We start from the raw sequence: 21,518 nt of genomic DNA, 5'->3' as shown, positions 1-21,518 counted from the left end.
GGAGATGCTCGTCGCCGAAACCGTCGCAGGCCTGTCGAACGGATACGCTGGGGTAAGGCTGAGGGTGGACACGAGGGGGTGCCGTGGGGGCAGACGCACCGCGCATCGGTCATCGGCACCGATTTATCAAGGTTGTCAGCGCGACACTCATCGTGCTGCTGACCCTGGCGATCATCGCCGCAGGGCTCAGCTACTGGATGGTCACCCGTTCCTTTCCGCAGCTCGGCGGCACCATAGAGATCACTTCCCTGCAGAAGCCGGTCACGGTCTATCGTGACGACGCGGGCATCCCACAGATCGTCGCGTCGAGCGCGCACGATCTGTTCGAGGCGCAGGGGTATGTGCACGCACAGGACCGCTTCTGGGAGATGGACTTTCGCAGGCACGTGACGGCGGGTCGACTGGCCGAGCTCTTCGGCAGCAGCCAGGTCGGCACCGACACCTTCATTCGAACGCTCGGCTGGCGCGAGGTGGCGAAGAAGGAAGTCGCCGCGATGGATACGAAGTCACTCGCCTACTACCAGGACTATGCCGACGGGGTGAATGCCTACCTGAAGACGCACAAGGGCGCGAACATGTCGCTCGAATACGCCGTGCTCGGCCTGCAGCACCCGGGCTATGAACCTGAGCCCTGGACTCCGGTCGATTCCGTGGCCTGGCTGAAGGCGATGGCCTGGGACCTGCGCTCTAATCTCACCGCGGAGGTCGACCGCGCCCTGCTGAAGAGCACGCTCACCGACGCGCAGATCTCGGAGCTGTACCCGCCGTATCCGTACGGCGAGCATCCGACCATCACCGCATTCGGCGGTGGCCTGGACGCCGCCTCGACTGCTCCGGATGCCGCTGCGGATGCCGCCCCCGCCGCCGCCACCCAGCCCAGCGCCGGCGATGCGGCATCCGAGCAGACGCTGCGCGCTGATGCCGTGGCGCCCCTCGAACAGCTGCAAACCACTCTCTCCTCCGTTCCAAAGCTGCTCGGCCCCGCTGGCACCGATATCGGCTCCAACTCGTGGGTCGTGGCGGGCAGCCACACCGCCAGCGGCAAGCCACTGCTGGCCAACGACCCGCACCTGGGCGCCGTGGAGCCGTCGGTCTGGTACCAGATCGGCCTGCACTGCCGAGCGGTCACGGCATCCTGCCCCTTCGATGTCGCAGGCTTCAGCTTCTCCGGGCTGCCGGGCGTGGTGATAGGCCACAACGACCACATCGCCTGGGGCTTTACCAACGCCGGCCCGGATGTCACGGATCTCTACCTGGAGAAGGTGACCGGCAACAGCTACGAGCTCGACGGTAAGAAGCTGCCGCTGACGACCAGGCGAGAGACCATCACGGTGGCCGGCGGCAAGGATGTGCACATCACGGTGCGCTCCACGGGCCACGGCCCGCTCGTGACGAATGCGATGGAATCGTTCACGCAGATCGCCGACGCGGACTCGCAGGCGGAGGACGCACCGAAGAACGGCTATCAGCTCTCGCTGCAGTGGACAGCGCTGACAGCCGGCACCACCCCCTCCGCGATCTTCGCGCTGAATGCCGCCACGAACTGGGAGCAGTTCCGCGACGCGGCCCGGCTGTTCACGGTGCCGTCGCAGAACCTGATCTATGCCGACACCGAAGGCAACATCGGCTACCAGATGCCCGGTCAGGTTCCGATTCGCGCCGCGGGAGACGGCACGACGCCCGCCGCGGGCTGGACCAGTGCACATGACTGGACAGGCTTCGTCCCCTTCGACACGCTGCCCAGCGAACTCAACCCGGCCAAGGGCTTCATCGCCACGGCCAACAACGCCATCGTCGGCCCGCAATTTGCGACCATGCTCACGAAGGACTGGGATGCGGGGTATCGAGCCAACGAGATTACGGCCACGCTCGCCGCCGCCATCGCCGACGGCACAAAGCTCACCGTGAAGGACATGGCTCGGCTGCAGAACGACAATGAGGATGCCAACGCCGCCGAGATTGCACCCTTGCTGTCGTCGTTGAGACTCACCGGAGACGCCAAACGCGGCGCGGAGTTGCTGGAGAACTGGAATCACCACGACGACGCAGACAGCGCTGCGGCAGCCTATTTCGCCATCTTCTGGAAAAATCTGCTGAACGACGCCTTCGGGCGCAAGCTGCCGGATTCGGCCCAGCCGACGGGTGGTGATCGCTGGTTCTCCGTGGTGAAGCATCTCGCCGCCCAACCGAACTCGCCCTGGTGGTCGGACGAGAAACTCGGCCTCTCGGGGCGTGACGACATGTTCGCGTACGCCGCAAAGCAGGCGTACGACGAAGCCGTGCAGCTGATGGGCGCCGACCCGGGCGCGTGGCGCTGGGGCGACATCCACACTCTCGAACTGCGAAATGCGAGTTTCGGCAGCTCGGGCGTCGCGCCCATCGAGGCCCTGTTCAACCGGGGTCCGTATGAGCTGAGCGGCGGTTCGGCGGTAGTGGATGCCACCGGCTGGAACGCAGCGCTCGGCTACGAGGTGACCATCGTTCCCTCGATGCGTCAGGTGATAGACCTCGGTGACTTCGACCGCTCGACCTGGATCAATCTCACGGGCGAGTCCGGCCACACCTTTCACCCGAACTACGTCGACCAGACGCCGCTGTGGCAGCGACACGAGACGCGGGCATGGCCCTTCAGCCTCGACGCGGTCACGAAGGCCGCGAAGGACACACTGACGCTTAAGCCGTAGCGCGCACCGAGACGGCATCCGCGAGCGTCGAGACGGCATCGGCGTCGAGAATCGCGGGCTGTCGACGCAGCCAGCGCGCGAGTCCGCGGGCGTCGAGTACGACCACAGAGGCGGGCTGCTGACGCACGCTCACGGTTCCGGCGCCCACCAGCACGATAAGCGGGGTAACGGGCACGCCGCCCGGTAGTGCGTCACCCAGAAGCCTGCGCACGCGCGTCGCGTCGTGTTCGGCGCTGCGAATGTACGGCATCCGCTGCCCGGCCACCGCGAACGTCGATCGCGCGACCCAGATCGCCTGGCCGGGGTGCCGCCGCGTATTGATCGCGAAGACACCCCCTGGACCGAAGACGAGGTGATCGAGACGCACGGATCCTGGACCGATCGGTACGGCGTTCAGGCCCACCCACTCGTTGTCGAGCATGGAAAGCGCCGCGCCTGTCGCGTCGCCTCCGAACTCTCCACGCTGTGGCTTCGGGTCGGCCAACAGGGTGCTGAACGGTTGATCAGCGCAGAAGGCGGCAGCGATGTCGTCGAAGTCCACCGGATGCCTCCTCCCGCTACGCAAGTGCTGATGGTTTCCCACTCTGCACCCCACGGGGTGGCGCACACGAGTCCCCCTTCATGTGGCACCCGAAGGCGTCACACACAAACTATGCCGGTTGAGGAGGCTAGCGGCTCGGCCAGTTGCGCTCGGGCTCGCCGATGTAGAGCTGCTGGGGGCGACCAATCTTGGTGGCGGGGTCAGTATTCATCTCGCGCCAGTGGCCGATCCAGCCGGGCAGGCGGCCGATGGCGAACAGCACCGTGAACATCCGCGTCGGAAAGCCCATGGCCTTGTAGATGACTCCCGTGTAGAAGTCGACGTTCGGATACAGTTTGCGTTCGATGAAGTAGTCGTCGGCCAGGGCGACGGCCTCGAGCTCCTTGGCGATGTCGAGCAGCGGGTCCTTCACGCCGAGCGCGTCGAGCACCTCGTCCGCGCTCTCCTTGACGAGCTTGGCGCGCGGGTCGAAGTTCTTGTAGACGCGGTGCCCGAAGCCCATGAGCTTCACGCCGTCTTCTTTGTTCTTGACGCGCTCCACGTACTTCTGCACGCTCTCACCCGAGTCGCGAATCGTGCCGAGCATGTCAAGAACGGCCTCGTTGGCGCCACCGTGCAGCGGGCCGTAGAGGGCGTTGATTCCGGCCGAGACCGAGGCGAAGAGGTTCGCCTGGGTGGAGCCCACCAGGCGCACGGTCGACGTCGAGGCGTTCTGCTCGTGGTCTTCGTGCAGAATCAGCAGTCGCTCCAGTGCCTTGGAGACGACCGGGTTCACCTCGTAGGGCTCGGCCAGTGTGCCGAAGTTGAGCCGCAGAAAGTTGTCGACGAAGCTCAGCGAGTTGTCCGGGTACAGGAATGCCTGCCCGACGCTCTTCTTGTGTGCGTACGCGGCGATCACCGGCAGCTTCGCCAGCAGGCGGATGGTCGAGAGTTCGACCTGCTCCGGGTCGGTCACGCTCAGCGAGTCCTGGTAGAACGTCGACAGCGCCGAGACCGCGCTGGAGAGCACCGACATCGGGTGCGCGTTGTGCGGCAGCGCACCGAAGAAGTGCTTGAGATCTTCGTGCAGCAGTGTGTGACGACGGATGCGCTCATCGAAGTCCGCAAGCTCGTCGGCCGACGGCAGTTCACCGTAGATCAGCAACCAGGCGACCTCGAGGTACGTCGAATTCTTGGCGACCTGCTCGATGGGGTACCCGCGATAGCGCAGAATGCCCGCATCCCCGTCGATATAGGTGATGGCAGACGACGTCGCCGCGGTGTTCACGAAACCATAGTCGAGCGCGGTCAGACCGGTCTGCTTCGTCAGCGTGGAGAAGTCGATGCTGGAGGCGCCCTCGACACTGGGCCGGATCGGGAATTCGGCTGATCCGCCCGGAAAGTTCAGAGTCGCCTTGTCGGGCTCTGCTCCCGTTTCGTTTCCGCTCACAACGCCTCCCTGGTGGATTGACTGGTGGTGCGCGGCGTGGCCTCATGGGCCGGCCGCCGAAGTTCGCGAATACAGCCTATTGGCTCAGGCAGACTACTGTCGCATCGTGCAAGAAGCCCGAGCTTCGCTTAGAGGTTCTCTCCAGTTGCACGGCTCGCTCCCGACGCACGCAGGCGGTCGGCCGCGGCCGCAATGCGCTCGTCGCTCGCGGTGAGCGACAACCGCACGTGCTCGGGGTACGCATCCCCATAGAAGACCCCGGGCCCGGCCAGGATGCCCAACTCGGCGAGCCGCTCGATGCTCTGCCACGCGTCGCGCCCCTCCGTTGCCCAGAGGTAGAGACCCGCCTCGCTGCGATCGATGCGAAAGCCGGCCGCGATCAATGCCGGCAGCAGCACGGCCCGTCGCGCCCGGTAGCGTTCCTTCTGCGCTCGCACGTGCTCGTCGTCGCCGAGGGCGACGACCATCGCCGACTGCAGCGGCCCCGGCACGATGAGTCCGGCGTGCTTGCGCACCGTCACGAGCCGGGCGATGAGCGCGGGATCACCGGCTGCGAATGCGGCGCGATACCCGGCCAGATTGGACTGCTTGCTCAGCGAATACGCCGCAAGCAGGCCCGTCAGCTCTCCCCCGGTCACCCGTGGGTCGAGCAGGCTCGGAATGGCCTCAGTAGCCCAGCGCCCGTCCCAGCCGAGTTCCGCGTAGCACTCGTCACCGGCCACGACCGCGCCGAGTTCGCGGGCGCGCGTGACGGCCCGGCGCAACTGCTGCACGTCGAGAACGCGGCCATCCGGATTGCCGGGCGAGTTGAGCCAGACGAGCCGCGTGTGCTCGGGCCAGTCATCCGGCTCATCGCTCGCGAATGCGGTGGCGCCCGCCATAGCGGCGCCTATTGCATATGTCGGATACGCCGCAACGGGGTGCACCACAATGTCGCCCGCGCCGAGGCCGAGCATGAACGGCAGCCAGGCCACGAACTCCTTGGAGCCGATCGTCGGCAGCACGTGCTCCGGGGTGAGCGAGGGAACGCCACGGCGGCGGGCGAACCACTCGACGATGGCCTCACGCAGCACCGGGGTTCCGACGGTGAGCGGGTACGCGTGGGCATCCGTGGCCGCGGCGAGCGCGGCCCTGATGACCTCGGGCGTCGGGTCGACGGGCGAGCCGATGGAGAGGTCCACGATGCCATCCGGATGCGCCCTGGCGCGTTCCGCGAACGGCGTCATCTGATCCCACGGATAGTCGGGAAGCGGTGCGAGGGCCACGGCGGCTCTAGGCCCGGTTCTGCGGGGGCAGCGCGGCAATAATCGGGTGGTCCTTGGGAATCACGCCCGTCTTCGCGGCGCCTCCCGGGGAGCCGAGGTCGTCGAAGAACTCGACGTTGGCCTTGTAGTACTCGGCCCACTGCTCGGGAAGGTCATCCTCATAATAAATCGCTTCCACGGGGCACACGGGCTCGCAGGCACCGCAGTCGACGCACTCGTCGGGGTGGATGTACAGCGAGCGTTCGCCTTCGTAGATGCAGTCGACGGGGCATTCGTCGACGCAGGCACGGTCTTTCACATCGACGCAGGGAAGAGCGATGACATAGGTCACGGTTGCAGGGATCCCTTCACGTGGAGCGAAGTCTCCAGTTTACGCCAGCGGCGCGGAGGCCGTGTCGCGACGCAACTGGCTCATACGCGGCCAGGCAACCACGAGCACGGCCACCACTATCGGCGCAATGACCCAGATCTGCGCGGCGAGATTATTGGGAATCAGCACGGAACCTCCGACGCTCGTCATCGAGAACACCAGGATCATTCCTATGGCGCCGACGGCCGCAGCGAAGGCCAGAAGGCGGCCCTCGCTCACGAGTCGAACGCCCACGAGCAGGCAGCTGACGGCGGCGAGCGCCACGATGAGCCCCCACGGCAGCCTCACACTGACGATCGTCACCGCGGACTGGTGCGCAACGGTTCCTACCGTGCCGACAACGGCGCCGAGCAGCACGAGAACGAGAACGTTGATTATTCGCGCGACCATGTCGCCATCGTAGCTGGACAAGATGGGCATCCGGCGGATACAGTCAAACGGTAAGGTTAGCCTTACCATCCCCCATTGAATTGTCCCGAAAGACGACCGTGCTCGCTAACTACCTGATAGGCCTTCGCGAGGGGCTCGAGGCCGCGCTGGTCGTCACCATACTCGTGGCATACGTCGTCAAGATCGAGCGCCGAGACGTGCTGCGCCGGCTCTGGCTCGGGGTTGCCCTCGCCGTGCTGCTGTCGCTCTCGGTGGGCGCACTGCTCACCTTCGGAACGTACGGGCTCACCTTCGAGGCCCAGGAGGCCATCGGTGGCAGTCTCTCCATCGTGGCGACGGCCTTCGTCACCTGGATGGTGTTCTGGATGCTGCGCACGGCGCGCAATCTCAAGGGCCAGTTGCAGCAGCACGTCGACCGCCATCTGGTCGGGGCCGCGTGGGGGCTCGTGTTCGTCGCGTTCCTCGCCGTGGGCCGCGAGGGCGTCGAGACGGCCCTGTTCATCTGGACCGCCGTCCAAGCGACCGGCCAGTCGACGTTCCCGCTGCTGGGCGCCGCGCTCGGCATCCTCACCGCCGTCGTGCTGGGCTGGCTGATCTACAAGGGCATGCTGCGTATCAACTTGTCGCGCTTCTTCACCTGGACGGGCGGCATCCTCGTGATAGTGGCCGCCGGGGTGCTCGCCTACGGTGTGCACGATCTGCAGGAGGCAGGAATCCTGCCCGGGCTCTACTCCCTCGCGTTCGATGTAAGCGGCATCGTGCCACCCGATAGCTGGTACGGAACGCTACTCAAGGGCACGGTGAACTTCACCCCCGCAACGACGTGGCTGCAGGCCGTGGTCTGGGTGCTGTACGTCGTTCCGACGCTGACCGCCTTCGTCACGCTCTCGCGTCGCTCACGCCCTGCCCCGAAGACCGCGCCCGCAGCGACCGGCTCTACGCCCGTGGCCGCATCCGCGCCCATCGGCTGACCGTCGTGACCGAATCCCACCGACCTTGACTGAACCACGCCCGAGGAGATCCATGAAACCCCGCATGCTCAGCACCGTCACGGTTGCGGCACTGGCCGCGCTCGCCCTCAGCGGATGCGTCGCCAACAGCAGCACGAACGGCGCGGCGTCCGTCACGGTGAACAGCAGCGCGAGCGCATGCACCCTTTCGGCCGCAAGCGCGCCCAGCGGCACCATCCACTTCAGCGTGAGCAACTCGAGCGACAAGGTCACCGAGTTCTATGTGCTCGCTGAGGACGGTCTGCGCATCGTCGGCGAGGTAGAGAATGTCACCCCCGGCGTCAAACGCCAGCTCACCGTGCAAGCCAAACCGGGCAGCTACTACACGGTGTGCAAGCCCGGCATGGTCGGCGACGGGGTGGGCAAGGCCGCATTCACCGTGACGGATTCGGGTACGAGCGTGAAGCTCGCCGGTGACCTCACGCAGCAGGGCGAAGCCGCCGCAACCAACTACATCGCCTACGTCAAAGATCAGAGCGGTCGCCTGCTGACGGCAACGAAGGCGTTCACAAATGCCTACCTCGCCGGCGACGACGACACCGCACGTTCGCTCTACCCCACCGCCCGCGCCAACTACGAGCGCATCGAGCCGGTCGCCGAGTCGTTCGGTGATCTCGACCCTGAACTCGACTTTCGCGAGGCCGATGTGGCCGAGGGCGAGACCTGGACCGGCTGGCACCGCATCGAGAAGGACCTGTGGCCGCCGGCCCCCGCGCAGAACAGCGGCACCACATACGTTGCTCTCACAAAGGCTGAGCGCACGAGCTTCGCCGACAAGCTCACCGTGAACACCCAGCAGCTCTACGATGCCGTGCACGCGAAGAGCTACTCCGTGTCGCTCGACGCGATCTCCAACGGCGCCATCGGCCTGCTCGACGAGGTGGCGAACGGCAAGATCACGGGCGAAGAGGAAATTTGGTCGCACACAGACCTGTGGGATTTCCAAGCCAACCTCGAGGGTGCCCGCGTGGCCTACGAGGGCGTGCGCGACATCGCCTCGTCGAAGAACCCGTCGCTCGTGAAGCAGATCGACGCGCGCTTCGCCAGCCTCGAAAAGCAGCTCGCCGCGTACGGCAGCCTCGAGAAGGGTTTCACCTTCTACAACGACCTCAGCACGGCCGAGGTCAAGAGCCTCTCCAACGGCGTCAACGCCCTCAGCGAGCCGCTCAGCCAGCTCACCGCCGTCGTTGTCGGCGAGGGTTAATGGCAGAAGTCACGTCGAACGACGAACCTGAGACCGGCCTCTCCCGCAGGGGCCTCCTCGGGCTCGCCGGCGTCGGTCTGGGTGCCGGCGTGATTGGAGTGGCCGCGGGCATCACGCTCGACCGCACTGCGCTGGGCGCGACTGCGGCGGGTAGCGGCACGGTGTATCCCTTCTTCGGCATGCACCAGTCCGGCATCGTGACCGCCGCACAGGATCGCCTACACTTCGCCGCATTCGATGTGACCACAACGGATCGCGCGGAGCTCATCGGTCTTCTGAAGGACTGGAGCTACGCCGCGGCCCGGATGACCGCCGGCAAGAGCGCCGGTCATTACGCGCCGGCAGGCGGCCCGTACGACGCTCCTCCTGACGACACCGGGGAGGCGCTGGATCTTCCTCCTGCCGGTCTCACCGTCACCTTCGGTTTCGGGGCCACCCTTTTTCGCACGACCGAGGGCGCCGACCGCTTCGGTCTGGCCGCGCGGCGCCCCGAGGCCCTCGTCGACCTGCCGCACTTCTCCGGCGACATGCTCGATGCGGCGCTTACGGGAGGCGATCTGTGCATCCAGGCCTGCAGCGATGACCCGCAGGTTGCCGTGCACGCGATTCGCAACCTGAGCCGCATTGCCTTCGGTCGGGCATCCATTCGCTGGTCCCAGCTGGGCTTCGGCCGCACCTCGTCGACAACGCGCGGCCAGCAGACGCCGCGCAACCTTTTCGGCTTCAAAGATGGCACGGCCAACATCAAGGCCGAGGACACCGCGGATGTCGACGCCCAGGTGTGGGCGGATGCCTCCGACGGCAGCGACTGGATGGCCGGGGGCTCGTATCTGGTCGCCCGCAAGATTCGCATGACCATAGAGACGTGGGACAGGCAGTCGTTGCGCGAACAGGAGCGCGTGTTCGGCCGCGACAAGGGCGAGGGGGCGCCGCTTTCGGGCGGCACCGAGTTCACGGCACCGAATTTTCACAAACAGACCGTGCTGGGTTCACCGGCAATCGATGCCGCGGCGCACGTGCGCCTGGCGCATCCGGATCAGAACAAGGGCGCCGAACTGCTGCGCCGCGGCTACAACTTCGTCGACGGCAACGACGAGCTCGGTCGCCTCAACGCCGGCCTGTTTTTCATCGCGTTCAACCGCGACCCTCGCACGCAGTTCATCCCTATCCAACAGAGACTCGCCGGCCACGACGCCATGAACGAATACATTCGTCACGTCGGCTCCGCCGTCTTCGCGGTGCCCCCGGGCGCCCGCTCAGGCGGCTACGTCGGCGAAGGCCTCTTCGCCTGAGCGCGCTGCCCACTTCTGCAGGTTGAGGAGAGGTCGAGGAACGAGGCCTCGTCTCGAAACCCGCGCGCGCTGGTTTCGAGACGCGCTCCTTCGTCGCGCTCCTCAACCGGCGTGGTGGCGGGCTACGCGTCCTGCTTCTTGAGGCGGGCGGTGGCACGGGCACGCGAGTGAGCGTCGAGCTCGACCTTGCGAATGCGCACCATCTCGGGGGTGACCTCGACGCACTCGTCTTCACGGGCGAACTCGAGGCTCTCCTCCAGCGTCAGCTGACGCGACGGCGTCATCGACTCGAAGGTGTCGGAGGTGGACTGACGCATGTTCGTCAGCTTCTTCTCCTTGGTGATGTTCACATCCATGTCGTCGGCGCGCGAGTTCTCGCCGATCACCATGCCCTCGTAGACCTCTTCGGTCGGGTTCACGAAGAACGTCATGCGCTCCTGCAGGGCGATGATGGCGAACGGCGTGACAACACCCGAACGGTCGGCAACGATGGAACCGTTGTTGCGCGTGACGATCGAGCCTGCCCACTCGTCATAGCCGTGTGAAATGGCGTTGGCGATGCCGGTACCGCGGGTGGTCGTGAGGAACTCGGTGCGGAAGCCGATGAGACCGCGCGACGGAATGATGAACTCCATGCGCACCCAGCCGGTGCCGTGGTTGGCCATGTTGTCCATGCGGCCCTTGCGCGCCGCGAGCAGCTGGGTAATGGCGCCGAGGTACTCCTCGGGCGCGTCGATCGTGAGGTGCTCGTAGGGCTCGTGCACCTTGCCGTCGACGCGCTTGGTGACCACCTGGGGCTTGCCGACGGTGAGCTCGTAGCCTTCACGACGCATCTGCTCGACCAGGATGGCGAGCGCAAGTTCGCCTCGGCCCTGCACCTCCCAGGCCGCCGGGTTTCCGATGTCGACGATCTTCAGCGAGACGTTTCCGACGAGTTCGCGGTCGAGGCGGTCCTTCACCATGCGCGCGGTGAGCTTGTGGCCCTTGACCTTGCCGACCAGGGGCGAGGTGTTGGTGCCGATAGTCATCGAGATGGCCGGCTCATCGACGTGGATGGCCGGCAGCGGCCGTACGTCATCCGGGTCGGCCAGGGTGTCGCCGATCATGATGTCGGCGAATCCGGCGACGGCCACGATGTCGCCGGGGCCCGCGCTCTCGGCGGGGTAGCGGTCCAGGGCCTTGGTGATCATGAGCTCGGTGACGCGCACATTGTGCACATCGCCGTCGTGACGCACCCACGCAACCGTCTGCCCCTTCTTCAGCGTGCCGTTGAAGACGCGCAGCAGGGCAAGGCGGCCGAGGAACGGCGAGGCGTCGAGGTTGGTGACGTGCGCCTGCAGCGGGGCCTCGTCGTCGTATGCCGGTGCAGGAATGTGCTCGAGAATCGCCTCGAACAGCGGCTCAAGGTCGCCGTTGTCGGGCAACTCGCCATTCGCAGGCTTGTTCAGGCTCGCCGCACCGTTGCGACCGGATGCGTACACAACAGGCACATCGAGAATGGCATCGAGATCGAGATCGGGCACGTCGTCGGAAAGGTCACTGGCGAGTCCGAGAAGCAGGTCCTGGCTCTCGGCAACCACCTCGTCGATGCGAGCATCCGGTCGGTCGGTCTTGTTGACCAGGAGGATAACGGGCAGCTTGGCCTCGAGGGCCTTGCGCAGCACGAAGCGGGTCTGCGGCAGCGGGCCCTCGCTCGCGTCGACGAGGAGCACAACACCGTCGACCATGCTGAGACCGCGCTCGACCTCGCCGCCGAAGTCGGCGTGACCGGGGGTGTCGATCACGTTGATGGTGATCGGGCCGCCACTGCCGTGTGCGCCGGCGTGGATGCCTTTGTACGAGACCGCCGTGTTCTTGGCGAGGATGGTGATGCCCTTCTCGCGCTCGAGCTCGTTGGAGTCCATCGCACGCTCCTCCACGTGCTCGTGGGAGGAGAAGGAGTCCGTCTGCCGGAGCATGGCGTCGACGAGGGTGGTCTTGCCGTGGTCGACGTGAGCGACGATGGCCACATTACGGAGGTCAGTGCGGTGGGCGAGAGCCATGAAAAAGTCCTTGTAAGTCGTGAAGGAGCAGGCATACCGAACGAGCGTCAACGTCGGCGGAGAATGGCTGCGGTGAGAGAAGGATGCGGTCAAAGACCGAACTCACCCAGCAATTCTACCTTGTCGAAGCGCACAGCCGCGTCGCGTCATCTCAATACGGCCCGGAGTGCGGCCTTAGCCGGCCGAATCAGGCCAGACCGTCGAGTCGCAGCTGCTCGGTGCGCAGCTGGCGCCGCTCTGCCTGGGAGTCGGGATCGGGCACCGGGATCGCGGCGATGAGCCGCTGCGTGTACGGGTCTTTCGGCGCACGCAGAATCTCGTCACTCGTGCCCTGCTCGACCAGCACACCCTTGTACATCACGGCGATGCGATGGGCCATCTGGTCGACGACGGCGAGATCGTGGCTGATGAACAGGCAGGCGAACTTCAGCTTCTCCTGCAGCTCGTGCAGTAGTTCGAGGAACCGCGCCTGAACCGAGACGTCGAGCGCCGAGGTCGGCTCGTCGGCGACGAGCAGGTCGGGCCCTAGAGCGAGAGCCCGCGCGATGCCCACGCGCTGGCGCTGGCCACCGGAGAGCTCGTGCGGGTAACGGTTGCGGAAGGTTCGCGACAGCTCGACCGAATCGAGAAGTTGGCTGACCCGATCCTGCAGCCCCTGTCCCTTGAGTTTCTCAGTCAGGAGAATCGGCTCTCCGATCGACTGTCCGATCGGCAGGCGTGGGTTCAGTGACGAACCCGGATCCTGAAACACGAATCCGATCTTGCGCCGCAGCTCCCGCAGCTCCTTATGACGAATGGAGACCATGTCATGACCGTTGATCGACAGGCTCCCCGAAGTGATGGGAAGCAGCCCGGTAGCAGCGCGGCCGAGAGTGGTCTTGCCCGAGCCGGACTCGCCGACGAGCCCGACGATCTCTGACGGATAGATCTCCAGGCTCACCGTGTCGACGGCGCGGAACGCCGGAACGCCGCGTCGGCTGGGGTACTCCACCACCACATCGTGCAGCGCAAGGGTGGGCTCCTCCCGGTGCTCCGCGACCGTGCCCGGCTCCACCTCGCTGCTCGTGACGCCGAGATGTGGCACCGCAGCGAGCAGTTCCTTCGTGTACGGATGCTGTGCGTTGTGGAAGACGTCGCGAACCGTGCCGCGTTCGAGAATGCGACCGTTCTTCATCACCACGATGTCGTCGGCCAGGTCGGCGACGACGCCCATGTCGTGCGTGATCAATACGATGCCCGAGTTGAGTCGGGTGTGCAGGTCACGCAGCAGCTCGAGAATCTCCGCCTGCACCGTCACGTCGAGCGCGGTCGTCGGCTCGTCCGCGATGAGCAGTGCAGGGTCACAGGAGAGCGCCTGGGCGATCATCACGCGCTGGCGCTGACCACCGGAGAGCTGGTGCGGGTACTTCGTGAACGACGTCTCCGGATCGGGGATGCCCACGAGGGCGAGCAGCTCCATGGCCCGCTCCCGGGCCTCATGGGGCCCGACATCGAGGTGGATCCGCACGGCCTCGACAAGCTGAAAGCCGATCGTATAAACGGGGTTCAGGGCCGTCATCGGCTCCTGGAAGATCATGGCTATCTCGTTGCCGCGCACATCGCGCAGCTTGGCCGGAGGAAGCCCCAGGATCTCCTTGCCCTTGAGCCTGACACTGCCGCTGACCCGGGCGTTGTCGGGCAGCAACCCCAACATCGCCATCGAGCTCGTGCTCTTGCCCGAGCCGGACTCACCGACGATCGCCAGCACACGGCCGGGTTCAAGGGTGTAGCCGACGTCTATTGCCGCGGGGTACCACTCTCCCTCGACCCAGAAGTCCACGTTGAGCCCTGAGACCTCCAGAACGGCTCCGCCGTCGGCCTGGGGCGTTGGTGCGGTTTGCTCCCGGTCGCTCATCGTCTGTTCATCCTGTCTGTTTCATTCTCGTTCAGTGTCAATGCGGGGCTCACGGCGGCAACCACGCGCAGCCCGTCCGAAGCCACATCTGCCACGATGGGTACATGCTCGACGAAGCCATCCTGCGCCCGCTCAGCGGCAAGCTCATCGCTGCCGTGATGATTCTGTTCGCGATAGGCGTTCTGACCGCCGGCACCGTGCAGCTCGGGGTGCAAGGCATGCTGCCCTATGCCGCCCTGCCCGCCCTGATCGGCTATGTGGGCTGGTTCGCCTTCTGGGCACCGACCGTGCGCGTCTCCCCCGGCGAGGTCGTCATAGACAACCCCACCCGTGAGATTCGCCTCGAATGGGCGCAGATCGTGCGCATCGACACCAAATGGGCGCTCGAGATACACACCAGGGATCGTCGCTTCACCGCGTGGGCGGCGGCCGCCCCCGGTCGCCACACCGCGATGCGGCAGAGTCGTGGAGAGCTGAAGCATCTTCCCGAGAGCTCGTACCTCGCCGGAGCGATCCGCCCCGGCGACATTCCCACCTCGGACTCCGGAGCCGCCGCCGCGGCCATCCGTCACCAATGGGAGGCCCTTCGCGATGGAGGCTTTCTCGACGAAGCTCGAGCAGAACATGAGCACCCGCGTGTGCGAACGCACTGGGTGCGTCTGGCGATTCTCGCCGCACTCGTCGTTCTTGTTCTCGCCAGCGCTGCGGGTTACTAGCATCACGATGGCAGACCGGCCGTCGCTTCTGTGACGACGCCGGCCTGCGCCTTGACCTTGCGACCGACCTTGCGCTTCTGGCGCGGGTCGAACGCGTCGCGCAGCCCGTCCCCGATGAAGTTGATACTGAGCGCGATGATGATAATGAACAGGCCGGGCCACCAGAACAGCCAGGGGCTGGTGCTGAACGCATCCTGATACTGGCTGATCAGCAGACCGAGCGAGGTGTCGGGAGCCCTCACCCCGACACCGAGGTAGTCGAGCGAGGTCTCGATCAGAATCGCCGCCGCCATCAGCAGCGTGGCGTTCACGATGATGACTCCCACCGCGTTCGGCAGGATGTGACGGAAGATGATGCGCGCGTCTCCCGCACCGGCCATGCGTGCGGCATCCACGAATTCACGTTCGCGCAGCGAGAGGAACTCTGCGCGCACGAACCGGGCCAGGCTCGGCCAGACGACGAACGCCAGAAACAGCGCCAGCCCGAAGGAGCCGATGTCCAGGCCGATGTTCTGTGACATCGAGCCGACGACCGCGCCGATGACCAGCACCGGAATGATCAGAACGACATCCGTGATGCGCATGATGATCGAGTCTGTGAATTTGCGGTAGTAGCCCGCGAGCGCACCGAGCACGACGCCAATGAATGTCGCGACGATGCCGATGACCACGATGACCATCAGGGACTGCTGCGTTCCGCGCATCACGTTGGCGAACATGTCGCGGCCGACAGGATCCTGACCGAACGGGTGCTCGCCCAGCGAGAACGGCCACAGCGAGAGCGTGGGATTACCACCGTTGACCGGGGGCAGCGGCGAAGTCCAGCCCCACTTCCACCAGCCCGGAATTCTAATGCCGAAGGCGTCGATCCCCACCGAGCTGAAGGCGAGCAGCGCCGTGAGCAGGAAGACCACCAGCGCAACGATCGCGGCCCGGTTGCGCACAAAACGGCGCAACACGATGCGGCCCTGGCTGAGCCCCGCAACCTCGCGGGCCTCAATCGAGGTCAGGTCACCTGCCACAACGTCACCAGCGGCGCCCGGCTCATGATCCACCGCAGGCACCGGGCCCACGTGATCGGGGTCTGGGGTGTTGTTGTTCATGTCAGTCATCAGGAGACTCGAATCCGTGGGTCAAGTGCCGAATACAGCACGTCCGCGATGATGTTGAAGACGATCACCGTCGCCCCGGTCACGAGGAAGAAGCCCATGACCGAATTGACGTCGACCTTGTAGAGGCCGTTGATAAACATCGCCCCCATGCCGCTCCAGCCGAACACCCGCTCGGTGATGACCGCGCCACCGATGAGGGCACCGATGTCGAGCGTCAGGAGGGTGGTGACGGGGATCAGCGTGTTGCGGAAGGCGTGTCGCATCACCACGGTGCGCTCGGTAAGCCCCTTGGCGCGCGCGGTGCGAATGTAGTCCTGGTTCATCACCTCAAGGGTGCTCGACCGGGAGTACCGTGAGTAACTCGCCAGGCTCACCAGCACCAGACAGAGCGTCGGCAGCAGCAGGTGCGAATAGGTGTCGAGCATGGAGATCCAGAAGTCGCCATCCAGTTGCGGTGTGCTCGAGCCGATGGTGGCGATGGGCCGGTTGTTCACGTAGCTGCTGGTCGCGTAGACCTGCCAGGAACCCATCGCCCGGTCGATCACAAAGATAAACCCGAGCCCAACGGCCGTGATGGCGGCGGTGCGCGCCGAGCGCCATCGGTCGGGGCCGCGGAACAGCCAGCCGACCAGAACGCCGACGCCGACGGCGACGACGGCGAGGACGAGGATCGTCCACACGCTGGCACCGACATAAATGTACTGAAGCGGGTAGTAGAGCGCCATACCGACGGCCACCGTGACCAGGGAGGAATACAGTGCACGACGATCCTTGATGCCCGTCGACAGCGCTGTCACGATGAAGGCGATACCCACGCCCATGCCGGCACAGACGACCGGTCCAAGGCTCGGATTGCTGAACCAGTCGCTGCTCACCAGGTACCAGAGAATGGCGAGGGTGGCGATGCCGGAGACGCCGGCGGTGACGAGGCGCTTGCGCCAGGGACCACCGACGATGCCCTGCCAGAGGAACGCGCTGATCGCCGCCAGAGCGATGATCAACGGTATGGGTATCTGCGGGTCCCCGAGAAAATCGTTGAAGCCGATGGCCACGTACTGCTTGAGCATGGCCGCAAGCCAGAAGACGGGAAGGGAAAAGAACAGGAACGACATGAACGTCACCGAGTAGTCGTATCCGGAGTACTGCCGCAGCGCAGTGGTGATGCCGATGACGACACCGATGAACAGGCCGATGAACTCGGAGAGGGTGATCAGCTGCAGGGTCGACGTCATTGCCGCGCCCAGCTGAGTGGTCACCTGGGCATTGGTGGGATCGACGCCGAGGGTGAACTGTCCGATGAAGACTTTGAGTACGCCGCCGAGCCAGATGAAGTACCGCAGATACGGCGGAACATCCAGGTTGAGCAGCTGGGAGCGTGCCTCCATCAGCTGAACCTTGTTCGGCGCGGTGCTGGCTCGCAAATCAGCGAGAGGATCACCGGAGTATGCGGTGAGCAGGTACATCAAATACGAGGCGACAACGAGAACGACGAGGCCGATGCCGAGTCGTCGGAGAATGAAACTGAGCATAGAAAAACGTCCAACCTAGGACAGGAGCCATCAAAGGTGTCGGGTGCCGGCCCCATAGGACCGGCACCCGAGCGCGAGTCTACTTCCTCGTGACTACTTCGTCTTCCACTCCCAGAAGTTCCAGTAGTAGGTCGGAGACAACGGAGCGTCAGAGACGTTCTCGATCTTGCTGCTCCACGCGGTGATCTGCGGGAACTGATACAGCGTCACGCCGTACGCGTCGTTGTACACGATCTTCTCCATCTGGCGCAGCAGATCCTGCTGCTTGCTGGGGTCCAGCTCGCCCGCGATCTGCTTCCAGAGGTCGTTGACCTGCGCGTTGTCGTAGCCGGTGAAGTTGTTTCCTCCGCCGCCCTGGAACGTCGCCTGAGCCTGGGTCACGTTCGTACCGGTGTTCTGCCAGGCAAACACGATGGCGTCGTAGCTCTTGTTGCCGAGCAGCGACGACCAGTCCTTGTTACCCTTGTCGACCACGTTGAAGCCAGCCAGCTTGGCCGACGCCTGCGTGAGAGCGAACTCGTTGACACGACGTGGGTTCGTGTTGTCGTACATGAACTTCACGTCGACCGGGGTCTTCACGCCGGCCTGAGCCAACAGTGTCTTGGCCTTGGCGATGTCGACCTTGTCGTACTGCGACGAGTCGTTCGCCTTGATCATGGCGTCATAGTCGGGGGTTCCCGGCAGCTGCGTCTGCGAATCGTCGAGCACGGCGTTCGGGTTCAGCGGCTTGATGAGCTGGTCGAGAATCTGCTGGCGCGGAACCGTGAGCAGGAACGCCTGGCGCACGAGCTTGGCCTTCGCGGCGTCTCCACCGTATGCGGCCGGGTCGAACGGACCCTTGTTGTTCGTTGTCAGGTCGACGTGCTCATAGGTGGATGCACCGATGTTGGACGTCTTGACGTTCTTGATCTTCTTGAGCGCCTTCAACACATCCTGCGTGGACTGCGGCTGGATGATCGACACCTCGCCGTTCTGCAGGGCCTGAACTGAAGCAAGGGCGTCAGGAATGAAGCGCACCGTGACGTTCTTGATGGACGGCTTGTGGTCGCCCGTGTACTTCGGGTTCTGCGTCATGGTGATGTACTGGTCCTTCTTCAGGCCATTGATCACGTACGGGCCGTCGGAAAGGTACAGCTTCTTGTCGGTCGGGAGGTTGGCCGACATGTCGAACGCGGTGTTCCACTTGGCCGCGACCTTGGCCAGTACGGCCTTGTCGTCGGTCTGAACGGCCTTGACCAGCGCATCCTTCGCCTTGGTGGCGTCGGTGAGCGACGGGTCTGTCTCCTCCATGATGGCGTGAGCCGGCAGATCGGAGGTCATGTTGATCTCCCAGCCGACATCCGGAGTCTTGTAGACAACGGTCAGCGACTGTCCGTCGTCGCTGATGGTCGGCACGGCGGGCGCATTGGCCAGACCGGAACCAAGCGCTGCAGCGTTGAAGTACACGAGGTTCTGGCTGACCAGCTGGTCCTGGTTGGTGATGTTGCCGTTGTCGTCGGTCTTCGGCTTGGCGTTGGCGTCGTTGAGCGCACCGGACTGAGCAACCCAGGCCAGCATGATGTCGGCTGCGTTCACCGGCGTTCCGTCAGACCAGGTGACGCCCTTTTTGATCGTGTACTTGACCGTCAGCGGGTCGTCCGAGACCTTCTTGATGGTTCCGAACGAGGGGTCGTTGATCAGCTTCGACTTGTTGTCGTAGTAGTTGAACCACGAGTTCGTCATGTAGTTGATGTTCGCGTTCGTGACGTTGTTGCCCGTCGACGAGTTGTGGTTGTACGAGTAGAACGGCTGATTCCACATGACCGTAACGGAGGTGCTCTTGGACAACTCCGAAGACTTCGGTGCGGAACAGCCGGAGAGCACCAGGGCACCAGCGCCCACCAGTGCGGCGGCTACCGCAATTCGTCTGATTTTCAATTTTCCTCCTGGGAGATTATGCAAACGGGCTCGACACTTGTAATGCCGCATCCGCAGTCGATAAAGAAGACACTAAGTACGTGCGTGCCCTCTCGCAAAACTACGCTGCAAAACGTTACACACTGGTAACTAAGATGGCGAAATCTTGCGTCTGATGCTGCTCATATGAGCAAATCGAGCGCTTCGAGCAAAAATCTGAAGAAGACTCAGCCCAGCCACGCGAAACGTCATCGCGGCGCGGGGGACGACGCTGACGGCTTCCAGTCGGCGTATTCGCCAAGCAGCATGCTCAGCGCCGGTTGAGCCCCGACTCCCGAAATCACCGTCGAGTCGACCGCCGTCACACTGGGCAGTTGGTAGAGCGGAAGACCGTATGCATCGTCGAAGAGTTGCTTCTCCACCTGCGTCATGAGGGCCTTCCGTTTGTCGGCGCTGTACTCCGCATCGAGCTGCTCGAACAGCGCATCCATGTTCGGGTTGCTGAACGCGTTGAGGTTTCGGGCTCCGTCGGTGCCGAAGATCGATTCGGATGCGTTCACGCTCGCGTCGCCCGCATCCCAGGCGAAGAGCGCGGCGTCGTAGCTGGAGTCCCCCAGACGCTGCTTCCAGCCAGCGCTCGAGGCATCCGTCACCCGGAATCCCGCCTGGGCGGCACTCGCCACGATCTGCGCGAACTCGGCGGAGCGCAGCGCGTCCGACGCGGGATACAGCAGCCGCACGGTAAGAGGCTTCGTGGCACCGATACTCGCGAGCAGGCTGCGCGCACGCACCAGGTTCACGGCGGCGTACCTGGACGAATCGTTGCCGTCGACGATGTCGTCGTATGCATCGGCACCCGGCACGCTCATGAACGAATCACGCACGGCGGGCTTCGGCTGCAGCGGCTTGACGAGAGTGTCGAGCATCGCGGCTCGTGGCACGGTGAGCAAAAAGGCCTCGCGCGCCTTGCGCGCACGGGAGGCATCGCCGCCCCAAGCCTTGGGATCGAACGGGCCGCCCGAAGCGAATGACAGGTCGAGATGTTCGTAGGCGCTTGCCGGGCTGTGCAGCAGGGTCACGTTCTTCGCGTCGTGCAGCGCGGCGAGAAGTGGCGCAGTCGCATCCGCCGTCATCATGTCGACGTCACCGGCGGCGAGGGCCTTTGCACGCTCAAGCGGATCGGAGATGAGACGCAGCGTGATCGTCTGCACGCGCGGGAGCGGCCCCGCGGCGAAGTGTTCATTGGCGGTGAGCGTGACCGAGTCGTTCTCTTTCGCCCCCGTCACCACGTAGGGACCGCTCGACACCAGCAGCGAGCCATCGCTCGGCAGGTTGGTCATGTCGAAGCCGTGATTCCAGAAGATCGAGACCGGATTGAGCGCGCCGGCATCGTCGTTCTGCACCGCGGTGACCAGCGCGCGCTTCGCGGCATCCGCCGAGTATTTTCGGGCGGGCATCGCGTGCTGCATCACCACGTGCGCGGCAATGAGCTGCTCGGGGAAGACGCGCTCCCAATCGGCGAACGGATGCGTAAAGGTGAGCGTGATGGCGCGATTGTCGTCGCTGATCTTCGGTAGCTGCGTGACCAGGTTCAGGCCGCTGCCGGCCGCATTCGAGTCGAAATAGACGCCTTTGTTCAGCGCGTCCTGATTCGTGACAGTGCCATCCGCGTCGCGTTTGGCGGCCACGGTGTTGAGCGCACCGCTGTTTGCTGCCCAGGCGAGCAGCAGGTCCGAGGCATCCACGGCCACCCCATCGCTCCAGACGGCCTTCTCACTGAGCGTGTATTTGACCTTCAACGGGTTGTCTGAGACCTTCTGCACGCTGCCGAAGGAAGCATTGTTCACCAACGCGCCGACGCCGTTCTCGCGCGAGAAGCTGCTGGCGGTGAGCTCGGCCACCGCCTCGTTGGCGGTGTTCGTGCCGAGGGAGGTCGTGCTGTTGGCGCTCGTGAACGGCCCGGGCACGGCGATGGTGAGGCGGGATCCTTCCACGATGCGTGGTGTCGGTGCCGCGCATCCCGCGAGCGCGATGGCAGCGATCGCCACCATCGACGAGAACACGGCGAGTCGTCTGAGCCTCACGTGTCTCCTCGTCGAACGTGCTGTGGGTGCTGTGCTGTGGGTGCCGGGAGTGTGGTGCGA

The 21,518-nt window shown here is 64.7% G+C and carries 16 protein-coding genes; 5 read left to right on the top strand and 11 right to left on the bottom strand.

Features of this window, described 5'->3' with window-relative positions:
• Window positions 1-83 precede the first annotated feature (83 nt).
• The gene (locus tag ASC63_RS09935) at window positions 84-2,684 is read left to right on the top strand and encodes a penicillin acylase family protein (protein ID WP_055812582.1); all 2,601 of its coding nucleotides are present in this window, start codon (window positions 84-86) and stop codon (window positions 2,682-2,684) included.
• Here ASC63_RS09935 and ASC63_RS09930 read toward each other — a convergent pair.
• The 5 genes from ASC63_RS09930 to ASC63_RS09910 form a co-directional block, all read right to left on the bottom strand.
• Window positions 2,674-3,225 (bottom strand): nuclease-related domain-containing protein, encoded by a 552-nt coding sequence (locus tag ASC63_RS09930; protein ID WP_055812579.1) that lies wholly within the window; start codon window positions 3,223-3,225, stop codon window positions 2,674-2,676. The two genes, ASC63_RS09935 and ASC63_RS09930, sit on opposite strands and share 11 nt — an antisense overlap.
• Window positions 3,226-3,352: 127 nt before the next feature.
• Window positions 3,353-4,654: a citrate synthase gene (locus ASC63_RS09925; protein WP_082487480.1), complete on the bottom strand. Its 1,302-nt coding sequence runs from the start codon at window positions 4,652-4,654 to the stop codon at window positions 3,353-3,355.
• Between the two features lie 128 nt (window positions 4,655-4,782).
• Window positions 4,783-5,919: a succinyldiaminopimelate transaminase gene (gene dapC, locus ASC63_RS09920; protein WP_055812576.1), complete on the bottom strand. Its 1,137-nt coding sequence runs from the start codon at window positions 5,917-5,919 to the stop codon at window positions 4,783-4,785.
• 7 nt (window positions 5,920-5,926) lie between these two features.
• Entirely contained in the window at window positions 5,927-6,250 is a 324-nt protein-coding gene (fdxA, locus tag ASC63_RS09915) for a ferredoxin (protein WP_055812573.1), read from the bottom strand.
• 39 nt (window positions 6,251-6,289) lie between these two features.
• Window positions 6,290-6,679, bottom strand: a complete 390-nt coding sequence (locus ASC63_RS09910) for a DUF6113 family protein (RefSeq protein ID WP_055815305.1) — start codon at window positions 6,677-6,679, stop codon at window positions 6,290-6,292.
• A 98-nt stretch (window positions 6,680-6,777) separates the two neighbouring features.
• Between ASC63_RS09910 and efeU the strand changes: the two genes are divergently transcribed.
• Genes efeU through efeB form a run of 3 tightly spaced genes read left to right on the top strand, consistent with a single transcriptional unit; the run spans window position 6,778 to window position 10,185 of the window.
• Complete coding sequence (efeU, locus tag ASC63_RS09905) at window positions 6,778-7,650, top strand: iron uptake transporter permease EfeU (RefSeq protein ID WP_055812570.1); 873 nt, start codon at window positions 6,778-6,780, stop codon at window positions 7,648-7,650.
• 52 nt (window positions 7,651-7,702) lie between these two features.
• The gene (efeO, locus tag ASC63_RS09900; RefSeq protein ID WP_055812567.1) at window positions 7,703-8,893 is read left to right on the top strand and encodes an iron uptake system protein EfeO; all 1,191 of its coding nucleotides are present in this window, start codon (window positions 7,703-7,705) and stop codon (window positions 8,891-8,893) included.
• Entirely contained in the window at window positions 8,893-10,185 is a 1,293-nt protein-coding gene (gene efeB / locus ASC63_RS09895; protein WP_055812564.1) for an iron uptake transporter deferrochelatase/peroxidase subunit, read from the top strand. Before efeO ends, efeB begins: the two co-directional genes overlap by 1 nt.
• Before the next feature lie 122 nt (window positions 10,186-10,307).
• On the opposite strand, the gene typA is transcribed toward efeB, so the two are convergent.
• Together typA and ASC63_RS09885 are read right to left on the bottom strand one after the other, a co-directional pair.
• Window positions 10,308-12,227 carry a translational GTPase TypA gene (typA, locus tag ASC63_RS09890; protein ID WP_055815302.1) on the bottom strand — a complete coding sequence of 640 codons (1,920 nt, stop codon included), beginning with the start codon at window positions 12,225-12,227 and terminating at the stop codon, window positions 10,308-10,310.
• A 187-nt stretch (window positions 12,228-12,414) separates the two neighbouring features.
• Window positions 12,415-14,121, bottom strand: a complete 1,707-nt coding sequence (locus tag ASC63_RS09885) for an ABC transporter ATP-binding protein (RefSeq protein WP_055812561.1) — start codon at window positions 14,119-14,121, stop codon at window positions 12,415-12,417.
• Between the two features lie 104 nt (window positions 14,122-14,225).
• On the opposite strand from ASC63_RS09885, the gene ASC63_RS09880 reads away from it, so the two are divergent.
• Window positions 14,226-14,837: a PH domain-containing protein gene (locus tag ASC63_RS09880; protein WP_055812558.1), complete on the top strand. Its 612-nt coding sequence runs from the start codon at window positions 14,226-14,228 to the stop codon at window positions 14,835-14,837.
• A 2-nt stretch (window positions 14,838-14,839) separates the two neighbouring features.
• Here the strand turns inward: ASC63_RS09880 and ASC63_RS09875 are convergent, their stop codons facing one another.
• From ASC63_RS09875 to ASC63_RS09860, 4 genes are all read right to left on the bottom strand, one after another.
• Entirely contained in the window at window positions 14,840-15,940 is a 1,101-nt protein-coding gene (locus ASC63_RS09875) for an ABC transporter permease (protein ID WP_157487713.1), read from the bottom strand.
• A gap of 8 nt (window positions 15,941-15,948) precedes the next feature.
• Window positions 15,949-17,478 carry an ABC transporter permease gene (locus ASC63_RS09870; RefSeq protein ID WP_055812555.1) on the bottom strand — a complete coding sequence of 510 codons (1,530 nt, stop codon included), beginning with the start codon at window positions 17,476-17,478 and terminating at the stop codon, window positions 15,949-15,951.
• A gap of 93 nt (window positions 17,479-17,571) precedes the next feature.
• Window positions 17,572-19,395 (bottom strand): ABC transporter family substrate-binding protein, encoded by a 1,824-nt coding sequence (locus ASC63_RS09865; protein WP_162242891.1) that lies wholly within the window; start codon window positions 19,393-19,395, stop codon window positions 17,572-17,574.
• 227 nt (window positions 19,396-19,622) lie between these two features.
• Window positions 19,623-21,458 carry an ABC transporter substrate-binding protein gene (locus ASC63_RS09860; protein WP_162242890.1) on the bottom strand — a complete coding sequence of 612 codons (1,836 nt, stop codon included), beginning with the start codon at window positions 21,456-21,458 and terminating at the stop codon, window positions 19,623-19,625.
• Window positions 21,459-21,518: the final 60 nt, after the last annotated feature.

The organism is Leifsonia sp. Root112D2 (assembly GCF_001424905.1).
Lineage (GTDB): Bacteria > Actinomycetota > Actinomycetes > Actinomycetales > Microbacteriaceae > Root112D2.
The sequence above is the reverse complement of the archived record's forward strand: the minus strand, read 5'-3'. Positions and strand labels throughout refer to the sequence as shown.

Excerpts from the sequence above, each read along its gene's own strand:
- ASC63_RS09910 (WP_055815305.1), bottom strand. The coding sequence starts at position 6,679 with ATGGTCGCGCGAATAATCAACGTTCTCGTTCTCGTGCTGCTCGGCGCC.
- efeO (WP_055812567.1), top strand. The coding sequence starts at position 7,703 with ATGAAACCCCGCATGCTCAGCACCGTCACGGTTGCGGCACTGGCCGCG.
- efeB (WP_055812564.1), top strand. The coding sequence starts at position 8,893 with ATGGCAGAAGTCACGTCGAACGACGAACCTGAGACCGGCCTCTCCCGC.
- typA (WP_055815302.1), bottom strand. The coding sequence starts at position 12,227 with ATGGCTCTCGCCCACCGCACTGACCTCCGTAATGTGGCCATCGTCGCT.
- ASC63_RS09885 (WP_055812561.1), bottom strand. The coding sequence starts at position 14,121 with ATGAGCGACCGGGAGCAAACCGCACCAACGCCCCAGGCCGACGGCGGA.
- ASC63_RS09880 (WP_055812558.1), top strand. The coding sequence starts at position 14,226 with ATGCTCGACGAAGCCATCCTGCGCCCGCTCAGCGGCAAGCTCATCGCT.
- ASC63_RS09875 (WP_157487713.1), bottom strand. The coding sequence starts at position 15,940 with ATGAACAACAACACCCCAGACCCCGATCACGTGGGCCCGGTGCCTGCG.
- ASC63_RS09870 (WP_055812555.1), bottom strand. The coding sequence starts at position 17,478 with ATGCTCAGTTTCATTCTCCGACGACTCGGCATCGGCCTCGTCGTTCTC.